Consider the following 12,352-nt stretch of genomic DNA (forward strand, 5'->3'; position numbering starts at 1 on the left):
CGTTCTTGCCGACCTGTTGCAAGGAGTCACACATGAACACGCCCCTGTCACGCCGTACGGCCCTTCAGGCGGCCGGCGCCACCGCCCTCGCCGCCGGCCTCACCAACCTGACGGCCACGGCGGCCCGGGCAGACGAATCCGGCCGCCACGCCGCGCGGAAGCTGGTGACTTACCCGCGTCCCAGCTCCATGCCGACGAACACCAGCTTCAAGGTGAGAGTCCGCACCGCTCCCGACGGGGACTGGCAGACCCTGGACATCTGGCGGCCCCAGCTGGAGGAGATCAACCCGACCACCGGGTCGGGCAAGGTCTACAACACCTCGATGGTGTACTTCGACTTCCAGGGCTCCGTCGAGATCGAGGTCACCTATCTGAAGGGCGGCACCACCAAGGCCCGGGTCCGGCCAGACGCGCTGGGCATCACGCCCGAACTCGGCGGCGACACCCTGGTGTTCACCCTCGACGAGCCATGTGACGTGGTCGTCCAGATCAACGACGAGATCTTCGACGCCCTGCACGTCATCACCAACCACGTCGACTGCAACCCGCCGTCGGCCGATGACCCCGACGTCATCTACTTCGGCCCCGGCGACCACACCGTCAGCGGCAACATCCTCACCGTCCCCAGCGGCAAGACCGTGTACCTCGCGGGCGGCGCGGTCCTGAGGGCGCAGGTGTTCTTCAAGGACGTCGAGAAGGCGGCCCTCAAGGGCCACGGCATGCTCTACGCCGGCCCCGGCGGTGTCCTCTGCGAAGGCAGCAAGAACATCCGCGTCCAGGACGTCATCATCATGAACCCGAACGGTTACGCGGGCACCTTCGGCGAGAGCGAGAACATCCACGTCAAGAAGGCGCGTTCGTTCAGCTCGAAGGGCAACGGAGACGGTTTCGACGTCTTCTCCTCCAGCCGGATCGTCTTCGACGGCTGCTTCATGCGCAACTCCGACGACTGCTTCGCCATCTACACCCACCGCTGGGACTACTACGGCGACACCCGCGACATCACCATCCAGAACTGCACCCTGTGGGCCGACGTCGCCCACCCGATCAATGTCGGCACCCACGGAAACACCGACGCTCCGGAGGTGATCGAGAACCTGGTCATCAGGAACCTCGACATCCTTGACCACCGTGAGCCCCAGATGAACTACCAGGGCTGTATCGCCCTCAACCCCGGCGACGCCAACCTGATCAAGAACGTCCGTATCGAGGACGTGCGGATCGAGGACTTCCGCTGGGGCCAGGTCATCTACATGAAGGTGATGTACAACCCGAAGTACAACACCGGGATCGGCCGCGGCATCGAAAACGTCTACGTCAAGAACCTCAGCTACACGGGCACCCACGCCAATCCGTCGATGTTCCTGGGCTACGACGCCGATCACGCCATCAAGAACGTCACCTTCGAGAACCTGGTGATCAACGGCGTCGTCATCGCCGACTCGATGAAGAAGCCGAGCTGGTACTACACCACCGACGCGATCCAGTGGTTCTACAACGAGCACGTGACGAACCTGAAGTTCCTCACCACCGCCGAGGCCGAGGCGGCCACCGCGTCATGACCGTCCCCGCTCCGAGTCGCCGGGGCTTCCTCGGCGGCACGGCCGCCCTGCTGCTGGTGGCGGGCGCGAGCGGACTGCTCGAGCCCGGCACGGCCCGGGCGGCCGAGAAGAAGACCGGTTCCAGATCCTTCACCCACCCCGGTCTGCTGCACAGCGCCGGCGACCTGGCCCGGATGAAGGCCGCGGTCGCCGACCGGGAATCACCGATCTACAACGGTTACCTCGCGTTCGCCGCGCACGCCCGCTCCCAGGCGACGTACTCGGTCCAGAACACGGGCCAGATCACCTCCTGGGGACGCGGCCCCACCAACTTCCAGAACCAGGCCGTCGCCGACTCGGCCGCCGCCTACCAGAACGCGCTGATGTGGTGCGTCACCGGCAACCGCGCCCACGCCGACAAGGCACGCGACATCCTCAATGCCTGGTCGGCCTCCCTGACCATGATCACCGGGGCCGACGGCCCCCTCGGCGCCGGGCTCCAGGCCTTCAAGTTCGTCAACGCGGCCGAACTGCTCAGACACAGCGGCTACGACGGATGGGCCGACGCGGACATCGCGCGCTGCGAGGAGTCCTTCCTGGACATCTGGTATCCGGCGGTATCCGGTTACATGCTCTACGCCAATGGCAACTGGGACCTGACGGCCGTCCAGTCCGTCCTGGCCATCGGCGTGTTCTGCGAGGAGCCCACCCTCTTCGAGGACGCCCTTCGCTTCGCCGCCGCCGGAGCCGGCAACGGAAGTGTCGGTCACCGCATCGTCACCGACGCCGGCCAGGGCCAGGAGTCAGGCCGTGACCAGGGCCACGAGCAGCTCGCGGCCGGCCTGACCGGCGACCTCGCCCAGGTCGCCTGGCACCAGGGCGTCGACCTGTGGGGATACGACGACAACCGTATCCTCGCCAACTTCGAGTACGCCGCCCGCTACAACCTCGGCGGCGACGTCCCCTTCGTCCCCGACCTCGACCGCACCGGCAAGTACATCAAGACGACCGTCTCCGACAAGGCCCGCGGCACCCTGCCGCCGATCTACGAGATGGCCTACGCCCACTACGCCGGCGTCCGCGGCCTCGCCACCCCGTACACCGAGGCGGCCGTCTTCCGCGGCAGCGGCGGCGCCCGTGTCGTCGAGGGCAGCAACGACGACCTGCCCAGCTGGGGCACCTTCACCTACGCCGGCACCAAGACGCCCGCGCCGACCGTCCCGACGGCCCCGGCAGGTGTCACCGCAACCGGTTACGACAGGTCAGTCACGCTGAGCTGGCTGCCGTCCGCGTGGGCGAGCTCGTACACCGTCCGCCGGTCCGCGCGTCCCGAAGGCCCGTACGAGGAGATCGCCGCCGGCGTCGGCAAGCCGACGTACACCGACCGCGACACCCGCGGCGGACGGACGTACAACTACGTCGTCAGTGCCACCAACTCCCAGGGCAGCAGCGGCGATTCGGCAGTCGCTTCCGCCACCGCAGGGCTCCCCGCGCCCTGGTCCACCCACGACGTCGGGGACGTGAAGATCCCCGGTTCGGCCCACTTCGACGGCGAGCGGTTCGTCCTGGAGGCGTCCGGCACCGCCGACACCCACCGTCTCGCCCACCTGCCGCTGCGCGGCGACGGCACGGTCACCGCACGGATCGTGTGGCCGCTCAGCTCGCAGTACTCCAAGATCGGCGTCGGCCTCCGGGCCTCCCTCGACGCGGACGCCGCGCACGCCGCCATGCTCATCCAGGGGCTGCCGCTGCACACCTGGAGCGGCGTGTGGACCGTACGGCCGACGGCCGGGGCGTCCGTCTCCGCAACGGGCGGTACACCGGTTCCCCCCTCGCAGCAGGCGGCGATCACGGTGGACGCCGCCTTCCCGATCGCCGGCCTCGGCACGCTGCCCGAGTCGGCGACCCCGCTCGAGGCCCCGTATGTCGAGGGCGCGGGAGACGGTTACCGGCTGCGCGCGCCCTACTGGGTGCGCATCACCCGCAGGGGCCGTCGCTGCACCGGCGCGATCTCCCCGGACGGCATCCGCTGGACCGAAGTCGGCGCCACGGAAGTCGAGTTGGGGAGGACGGCGTACGCGGGCCTCGTCCTCACCTCCTGTCTCGGTGTAGACGAGGAGTACGCCGAGACGGGCACCGGAGCCTTCGACAACGTCAGTGTGACGTCGGCGTCCGGTGAGGTCTGGTCCGTGCCGAGACCCGACCGCGCGGCGGGCGACCTGAAAGCCGTTACCGGCGCCGACGCCGTGGAGCTGGCCTGGACCGACCCGGACCTCTCCGCCCGCTACAAGGTGCTGCGCGCCACCGATCCCGACGGCCCGTACGTGACCATCGCGACCAGCGTCGGCCCGGTCGGCTTCGGCACCCGCGTCCGGTACGCGGACGCCACCGGCACGCCCGGGACGACGTACCACTACGCCGTCGCGAAGACCAACACGGCAGGGCGGGGCCCACTGTCGCACACGGCCGCCGCACCGATGCCGACGCCGTCCGTGCCCCAACCCACCTCCGCCACCACCGTGTTCGCCAACAAGGGGGTGCCCTTCCGTCACCTGCTCCGGGCCTCGCACGAACCTGTGCGGTTCACCGCGACCGGCCTCCCCGACGGCCTCCGCGTCGACAAACGCACCGGCCACGTCTCCGGAACTCCCAGGCAGACCGGCGAGTTCGAAGTCACGACCGCCGCGGGCAACGCGGCAGGCGACGGCACCGGCGACCTCACCCTCACGGTCGGCACACCTCCGCCCGCGCCATGGACCTACGGCGACCTCGGAGACGTGGTCCGGGACGACCGCGCCTTCGGGACGCTGGGTGTGGTCGCCGTCTGTACCCCCGGCAGCACGGCGTACGACGACGGAACCTTCACGGTGCGCGGCGCGGGAGTGGACCTGACCGTCAACAACCAAGGCATGACAGGGCAGTTCGTGCGGCAGCCCGTCACCGGCGACTGCACGCTCACCGCCCGGCTGGTCTCCCGTACCGGAGCCACCGCCGACCGGGTCGGGCTGCTGATGGCCAAATCGCTGTCACCGTTCGACCAGGCGGCCCGGGTGATCGTCACCGGCGGAACGACCGCGCAGCTCATGCTGCGGAAAACCGTCGCAGGAGCCTCCGCCTTCTCCGGCACCGCGACCGTCCAACTGCCCCTGCTGCTGCGGCTGAAGCGCACGGGAACCGCTTTCGCCGCATCTGTCTCCGCCGATGACGGCGCCACCTGGACCGCCCTCGCCTCCGACGAGATACCCGGGTTCGGTGACGCCCCCTACCACGTGGGCCTCGTGGTCTGCTCCCGCAGCCCGCTGGCCCTCGGCACCACCGAGTTCGACGAGGTGAGCATCAACCCCGACTGATCCCCACGGATTGGAGATGCACAGCTATGAGCCGCACATCCCCCCACCGGCACCTCCAGCAGAACGAGCTGAGCCGCCGCGGTCTGTTCCGGACCGCAGGCGGCCTCGGCGCCGCACTCGCCCTCGGCGTCGGCACCTCCGCCCTCACCCGGGCGGACGCCGCGCCGGCGACCTGGACCCACCCGGGCATGCTGCACAACACGGGTGACATCAACCGTGCCCGGGTGCGCGTGGCCGCCGGCACCGACCCCTGGCTGTCCGGCTGGAACCGGCTGACCGCCAACTCCCATTCCCAGTCGACCTGGACGCCCAATCCCCAGGCCACCATCATCCGTGGAGGCACCGGCCAGAACTACGGCATCCTCTACAACGACATCGCCGCCGCCTACCAGAACGCCCTGCGCTGGCACGTCGGCGGGACCGAGGCGAACGCCCAGTGCGCCGCCAGGATCCTCAACGCATGGTCGTCGACCCTGACGACGGTCACCGGAAACGCCGACCGGTTCCTCGCCGCGGGACTCTACGGCTGGCAGTTCGCCAACGCGGCCGAACTCATGCGGGACTACGACGCATTCGACCTCGGCCGCTTTCAGCAGATGATGGCAAACGTCTTCTACCCGCTCAACAACCAGTTCCTGCTCAACCACAACGACGCCTGCATCACCAACTACTGGGCCAACTGGGATCTGTGCAACATGGCGTCGATCCTCGCCATCGGCATCCTCAACCAGGACGCGGCCAAGTACGACCAGGCCGTCTCGTACTTCAAGTCCGGCGCGGGAAACGGTTCCATCGCCCACGCCGTGCCCTATCTGCACACCGACTCCGACGGCTACGCCCTCGGGCAGTGGCAGGAGTCGGGCCGCGACCAGGGTCACACCGTCATGGGCATGGGGCAGATGGGCGCGATCTGCGAGATGGCCTGGAACCAGGGCGAGGACCTGTACTCGTACGACGGCCGCCGCTTCATGAAGGCGGCCCAGTACGTCGCCAAGTACAACCTGGGCAGCGACGTGCCCTTCACCACCTACACCTGGGGCACCGGCCAGAACTGCGCCCAGCAGTCCCACACGGCGATCTCCTCCGCCTCCCGCGGCCAGGTCCGCCCGGTCTGGGCGATGCTGCACTACCACTACAACCGGCGGGTGAACCTCGACGACAAGTACATCTCCCAGATGTGCTTCTCGGTCGCTCCCGAGGGCGGAGGAGGTGACTACGGCTCCGCCAGCGGAGGCTACGACCAGCTCGGCCTCGGCACGCTGATGTACGCCAAATAGCCCTCTACTCCACCTCGCCCACCGGAATAGTCGCTCGTGATGTGGTGCTCTGATCTGTGGAGGGTGCACGAAGTGCGGCGAGAGCAGGTGGGCGCATGACGGCAGACCAGGTGGGGCAGGTGCCCGAGCCGGCGGCAGATCCCGTGGTCAGGACGCCGTACGGGGCCGTACGCGGCCGGTACGAGCAGGGCGTCGCGGTGTTCCGGGGCATCCCGTACGCGGCGCCCCCGTTCGGCCCCCGCAGGTTCCGGCCGCCCGAGCGGCCGGAACCCTGGGACGGGGTGCGGGACGCGGGCGCCTTCGGGCCGACCCCGCCGAAACCGCCGTACTCCGAGGCTTTCGCGCAGTACCTGTCCGACCCGGTCGTCCCCGGCGACGACTGCCTCAACCTCAACGTCTGGACCCCCGGGCCCGGCCCGGGGGCCAGGCTCCCGGTCATGGTGTGGCTGCACGGCGGCGCCCTGACCCGCGGATCCTCCGCAGTACCCGTTTACGACGGAAGCCGCTTCGCCCGCGACGGCGTCGTCCTCGTCTCGGTCAACTACCGGCTGGGCGTCGAGGGCTACGGACTCTTCCCGGACGCCCCCGCCAACCCCGGCCTGCGCGACCAGCTCGCCGCGCTGGAGTGGGTGCGCGCCTCGATCGAGGCCTTCGGTGGCGACCCCGATCGGGTGACGCTGTTCGGTCAGTCGGCCGGCGCGATCAGCATCGGTGCGCTGCTCGCCGCCCCGCAGGCGCAGGGCCTGGTCCGGCGGGCGGTACTTCAGAGCGGGCCGCCGGAGGCCGCCGAGCGGGACAAGGTACGGCGCATGGTGCGCCGTATGGCCACCCGGCTGAAGATCCCCGCCACCGCCGCAGCCTTCGCCGACGTCGACCGGGAGCTGCTCCAGCGCACCCAGGCCGACGTGGGCAAACTCAGCAGCCCGGTGCTCGGCGGGCCCGCCTTCGGGATCGTGGTCGACGGCGACGTCGTCCCCCGCGACCCGTTGGAGGCCCTGGTCGAGGGCGACGCGGCTCGGGACGTCGACCTGATGATGGGCTGGACCCGCGACGAGTACCGGCTCTGGCTGGTCCCCGGCGGGCTCCTGGAACGCGTCGACCGGCTCGGCCCGGTCGCCCTGGCCGGCGCCATGGCCCGCTGCCGTTGCGGCCACGAGGTACCCCGCGGCTACCGAGCCCTGCACCCGGACGCCGGCACCGCCGAGATCGTCGGCCAGCTGGTCACCGACCACCTGCTGCGCCTGCCGCTGCACCGCCTGGCCGACGCCCGCCCGCAGTCGTCGTACGTCTACGAGTTCGCCTGGCCCTCCAGCCTCCCCGACCTCGGCTCCTGCCACTCCCTGGAACTCGGCTTCGTCTTCGACACCGGCGACGTCCCCGACGCGCGGAAACTGGCCGGCGAGGGCGCACCGCCGGAGCTGGCGGACACGATGCACTCGGCTTGGGTGCGGTTCGCGACCGACGGCGACCCGGGCTGGCAGCACTGGGACGTCACCCACCCGGTCCGCGTGTTCGACGACGGCGAGCCGCACACCGCTCTCGGCCCGCGCGATGCGGAACTCGCCCTGTGGGCGGCCGACGCAAAGGCTCGGGAAGCGGTTCCGGAATCGGCTCCTGCCGATGGTGCGGTCGCGCGCGGTGCGGAACTGCGGTCGGTCGTACGACGGCTGCGGCTGCCGGGGTCGGTACGGCGGTCCTGACGTCCGCTACTTCGACTACTTCGACGCCACCGAGTCCCGCACCACCACATGCGTGCCCAACAGCAGGTGCTCGTCCGGGGTTTCCGGGGTGCGGCCCAGTGCCGTGCGGACGGCGAGGCGGCCCAGTTCCTGGTACGGGACGTGGACCGTCGTCAGGGCGGGGTGGAGGTCGCGGGCGAAGGGAATGTCGTCGTAACCGGCCAGCGAAACATCGCCAGGCACGTCCAGGCCCGCTTCGTGCAGGGCGGTGAGTGCGCCTGCCGCGACCATGTCCGTGGCCGCCACCACAGCCGTGAACTCCAGCTCCCGCTTGAGGGCTTCGCGCATCAGACGGTGGCCGGAGTCGCGAGTGAAGTCGCCGTGGAGGAGGAGTGCCGGGTCCGGTTCCAGGCCGCGGCCGCGGTGGGCGGCGAGGTAACCGCGTTCACGGCCCTGCGCGGTGGTGTGATCCGGTTTGCCGCCGAGGAACAGGACGCGGCGGTGGCCCTGGGAGAGGACATGGGCGACCAGGGCATAGGCGCCGCCCTCGTTGTCGTACTCGATGACCGACACCGGCGCGCCCGGCCCCAGGGGCGGGCGGCCGCACAGCACCAGCCGGGAGCCCGCCGATGCCAGCGAGTCGGCCATCCGGCGGGTGCGCTCGCGGTACTCGTGGGTGTCGGCGGAGCCGCCGACCAGGATCACGGCGGCTGCCCGCTGGGCACGCATCATCTCGACGAACTCCAGCTCGTGCCGCACGTCGCCCTCCGTGCTGCACACCACGCACAGATGCCCGAGCCGGGTCGCCTCACGCTCCACGCCGTGCGCCATGTGCGCGAACGACGGTCCGGTGATGTCCTCCAGCACGAACGCCAGCGTGGGTGTGCCGACACCCGCGACCGCCTTGGCGCGCGCGTCGGCGACATAGTCCAGCTCACGCACCGCCCGCATCACCCGCGTACGGGTCGCCGAGCTCACCGGATACACCCCGCCGAGCACCCGCGACACCGTGGACGCGGACACCCCCGCACGCGCCGCCACGTCCCGGATATTGCTGCGGCTCGCGTCTGCGCTCTTCCTCGTCATACTCGGCCCCGCCCCGTCTTTCAGCAGTGGCAACACGGTGGAAACCGGTTCCCGCTGCGGAGGCTAGCAGTGGGGGAGGGCGGGGGACGAGATGGCTGCGGTGGTCTGTTCGCCGGAGTGGCGGTGCGGAAACGGTCCCCTCGTCGGCGAAGTGGCCGAGCGGAGTCGACGGAGTCGCCGGTTTCTCGCCGGAGGGGCCGCCGGGCTACGCCGAGGTCGCCGCGGCCTCCTCCGCCGACAGCCGCGGACGCGCCACAGCAGCCTTGAGCCGGGCCGTCGTCGTCGCCGGATCCGCCGGCCGCCGCGTATGCCAGTCGGTAACCGCTTGATAGGCCGCCGCGACCTCCAGCAGCCGGTCCTCCTCGTACGGGTGGCCGCCCAGGATCGCGCCGACCGGGACGCCGGCGCCGTCGAACCCGATGGGGAAGGCGATCTCGGGCAGCCCGAGGATGTCGAAGGGGACCGGGCCGGTCTGCAGGACGACGTCGCAGCGGTTCATGACCCCGTCCAGCACCTCCCGCAGCAGATGGTTCTTCGCGCGCTGGGCCGTGATCCACTCGTCGCCCGACAGCATCAGGCCCTGAAGCCAACTCAGCAGCGAGACACCGAACTTGGTCGGATCCGTACGCAGCCAGTGCCGGAAGGGCTCGGTGCGTTCGGCGAGCCGGGCGGCGTTGAAGGTGTCCGTCAGCAGAGCCCAGTCGTCCGGGTAGGCGACCTCGACGAGCGTCACGCCCGCAAGTGCCTCCAGCCGGTCCAGGAACGCGCCGCGCAGCTCCTTCTGTACGGACAGGAAGTCGGCGGGCACCCCGATCCGCGTTGCCCGGCGCATCCGGACCGTGCCCTTGTGGGAGACGACGGGCGTGGCGGCGCGGACGAGGTCGGGCACGGCGGGCAGCCCCAGCGTACGGGGGTCTTTCGGGTCCGGGCCGGCCATGATCTGCACCATGACCGCCGCGTCCATGGCGTCCCGCGCGAGCGGTCCCGCGTGGTCGCGGGTGAAGGAGAGCGGGATGACGCCGTGGACGGACACCCGGCCCATCGTCGGCTTCAGTCCCGTGAGGTTCTGCCGGTTGGACGGCAGGACGATCGAACCGCCGGTCTGCGTCCCGATCGACGAGGCCGCGAGCCGCCCGGCCACCGCGCAGGCCGGACCGGTCGAGGAACCGCCCGGGTCGACGGACGGGTCCTCGGGCGTCCATGCGTTGACCGTGGTCACCGTGCCGTTCGGCTTCGTGGCCCGGGTCGTGGCGAGTGGCCCCATCTGCCCCTTGCCGAGCACGATCCCGCCGGCCGCGGTCAGCCGGGCCACGGCTGTGGCGTCCTCGTCCGGGACGAAGTCCTCGAAGATGTACGAGTTGCAGCGCGTCGGTACGCCTCGCGTGAAGTAGTTGTCCTTGATGCACAGCGGAATGCCGCGCAGGACGCCTGGCGATCCGCGGTCCGCCGTACGCGCCGCCTTCAGCGCGGCCTCTCCGGTGACCTCCGCGTACGCCTGGTAGGTGGCGTCGTGGCGCTCGATCCGTTCCAGGTACGCCTCGGTCAGCTCCGAGGCGGTGAGCCTGCCGCGCCTGATGAGGGTGACGGCCTCGGCGAGGGTGGCCTCCGTGGGGTCGGTCCGGGCAGCCTGTCGTACGTCGACGTCGGGGATGCGTACGGGTGTTGAGGCGGCCCGTGCCGAGGTCGCGGACGCCTGGAGGGCCACTCCGCTCGCCACCGCCACCGAACTGGCCAGAAAAACACGCCGGTTGAGAGCACGGCTCATCGCTGGTCCGCCTTCCCGGTCCACGCCTCGGTGATCGACGGGTACAGCAGCGGCGGCGAGGCCTGTTGGGTGTACTCGGGGCCGTCGGCCGACGGAACCCAGCCGGATATCGCGCCGGGCGTGGCCGCCACGAACGACCGCAGCGCGGCGAGCACTTGAGTCTGCGTCGGCACGCCGGTGCCGGGATCCGCCTCCTTCGGCAGCAGGGCGAGATCGAATCCGGCCAGTGCCAGCCGGGTTCTCACATAGGCGTCCAACTGTTCCTGCGTGGGCGGCTCGGACACGACGGCCTCCATGATCGGCGGACGGGTAAGGGGACTTCATCACCGGCACGTGAAGTCCCCATTGAGCCCGTGCTTCACATGAGTTACTACAGCGAGCGCGCGATCGAGGCGATCGCCTCCGGCCCCACCCGGCAGCACCCGCCGATGAGACGCGCCCCCGTGTCCTGCCAGCCCCGCACCTGGTCGGACGTGAAGGAGGAGCGGCCGACCCAGGTGCGGGCCTCGGCGTCCCACGCCTCTCCGCTGTTGGGGTAGACGACGACCGGTTTACCGGTTACCCGGGCGGCGATCCGGATCGCGCCGTCGACGTCCCCGGGCGCGCAGCAGTTCACCCCGACCGCGATGACCTCGTCCGCGTCGGCGGCCAGGGCGAACGCCTCCTCCAGTGGCTGCCCGGCACGCGTGCGGTCCCCGTCGACGGTGTACGACAGCCAGGCCGGAACGCCGAGTCCGCGCACCGCCCGCAGCAGCGCCTCCGCCTCGTCGGCGTCGGGAACCGTTTCCAGGGCGAGTACGTCGGGCCGGGCGCCCGCCAGCACCTCGAGCCGTGGGCGGTGGAAACGCTCCAGCTCAGCCACGCTCAGCCCGTACCGCCCCTTGTACTCGGAGCCGTCCGCGAGCATCGCCCCGTACGGGCCGACCGACGCGGCCACCCACAGGGGCCGGTCCGTCCGCGCGCGGCGAGCGGCCTCGCGCGCCAGCTCCACGCTGAGCGCGAGCAGCTCGGCGGCCCGCTCCCGGCCGATCCCGCGCTGGTCGAAGCCCTCGAAGGTGGCCTGGTAGCTGGAGGTGATCGCCACGTTCGCGCCGGCCTCGAAGTAGGCGAGGTGGGCCTCGGTGATCGCCTCGGGCTGCTCGGCGAGCAGCCGTGCGGACCACAGCTCGTCGCTCAGGTCGTGCCCGGCGGACTCCAGCTGGTTGGACATACCGCCGTCGAGGACGACCGTGCCGGCGGCCAGGGCGTCCGCGAGGGGGAGAGGGGTGTCGCTGGTCATGCAACGACGCTAGTCGAAGGCGAGGCGGGCGGCCGTCCGCGTCCAGTGAGTGAACGGAATGCCCATCATGTGGGAATGTCAGGGGGTTGTCGAGCGAGTGATCGTGGTGAGTGTGTGCTGGAGGTCGGAGCCGCCGGCTGGGGCGTCGGGCCGGCGGGCGGCGATATGGCCGTCGGGTCGGATGAGCAGCGCTCCGTCAGGCCCGAGGCCGCAGAGACCGGCGTGCTCGGCGGGGAGGGGCTCGATGCGCAGCGGCCGCGGTGCGGTCGTTTGCTGCTCCAAGTGGGAGGGTCAGGGAAAAGCAGGATGAACCACTCGTCGAACGCGTCGAGTGTGGAGCGGTTGTCCGTGAGCCTGTTCCGCACCCCGAGGCCG

The 12,352-nt window shown here is 70.5% G+C and carries 9 protein-coding genes; 4 read left to right on the plus strand and 5 right to left on the minus strand.

Going from position 1 to position 12,352, the window contains the following annotated elements:
• The first annotated feature begins 32 nt into the window (after positions 1-32).
• From KCH87_RS04985 to KCH87_RS05000, 4 genes are all read left to right on the plus strand, one after another.
• Positions 33-1,562, plus strand: coding sequence for a glycosyl hydrolase family 28 protein (locus KCH87_RS04985; RefSeq protein ID WP_210584448.1), 1,530 nt, complete (start codon positions 33-35; stop codon positions 1,560-1,562).
• Positions 1,559-4,891 carry an alginate lyase family protein gene (locus KCH87_RS04990; protein ID WP_210584450.1) on the plus strand — a complete coding sequence of 1,111 codons (3,333 nt, stop codon included), beginning with the start codon at positions 1,559-1,561 and terminating at the stop codon, positions 4,889-4,891. Before KCH87_RS04985 ends, KCH87_RS04990 begins: the two co-directional genes overlap by 4 nt.
• 26 nt (positions 4,892-4,917) lie before the next feature.
• Entirely contained in the window at positions 4,918-6,168 is a 1,251-nt protein-coding gene (locus tag KCH87_RS04995; RefSeq protein ID WP_210584452.1) for an alginate lyase family protein, read from the plus strand.
• Positions 6,169-6,263: 95 nt separating this feature from the next.
• On the plus strand, positions 6,264-7,868 hold the full coding sequence (locus tag KCH87_RS05000) for a carboxylesterase/lipase family protein (protein WP_210584454.1): 1,605 nt from the start codon (positions 6,264-6,266) through the stop codon (positions 7,866-7,868).
• 15 nt (positions 7,869-7,883) lie between these two features.
• Here the strand turns inward: KCH87_RS05000 and KCH87_RS05005 are convergent, their stop codons facing one another.
• The 5 genes from KCH87_RS05005 to KCH87_RS50695 all read right to left on the minus strand — a co-directional run bounded on the left by KCH87_RS05005 (position 7,884) and on the right by KCH87_RS50695 (position 12,259).
• Positions 7,884-8,933, minus strand: coding sequence for a LacI family DNA-binding transcriptional regulator (locus KCH87_RS05005; RefSeq protein WP_210584456.1), 1,050 nt, complete (start codon positions 8,931-8,933; stop codon positions 7,884-7,886).
• Positions 8,934-9,138: 205 nt separating this feature from the next.
• Positions 9,139-10,698, minus strand: a complete 1,560-nt coding sequence (locus KCH87_RS05010; RefSeq protein ID WP_210584457.1) for an amidase — start codon at positions 10,696-10,698, stop codon at positions 9,139-9,141.
• The gene (locus tag KCH87_RS05015) at positions 10,695-10,982 is read right to left on the minus strand and encodes a hypothetical protein (RefSeq protein ID WP_210584459.1); all 288 of its coding nucleotides are present in this window, start codon (positions 10,980-10,982) and stop codon (positions 10,695-10,697) included. Before KCH87_RS05015 ends, KCH87_RS05010 begins: the two co-directional genes overlap by 4 nt.
• 86 nt (positions 10,983-11,068) lie before the next feature.
• Positions 11,069-11,977, minus strand: a complete 909-nt coding sequence (mmuM, locus tag KCH87_RS05020) for a homocysteine S-methyltransferase (protein ID WP_210584461.1) — start codon at positions 11,975-11,977, stop codon at positions 11,069-11,071.
• Between the two features lie 78 nt (positions 11,978-12,055).
• Positions 12,056-12,259, minus strand: coding sequence for a hypothetical protein (locus KCH87_RS50695; RefSeq protein WP_374198955.1), 204 nt, complete (start codon positions 12,257-12,259; stop codon positions 12,056-12,058).
• Positions 12,260-12,352: the final 93 nt, after the last annotated feature.

The sequence above is a fragment of the Streptomyces sp. GESEQ-35 genome (assembly GCF_017948485.1).
Taxonomy (GTDB): domain Bacteria; phylum Actinomycetota; class Actinomycetes; order Streptomycetales; family Streptomycetaceae; genus Streptomyces.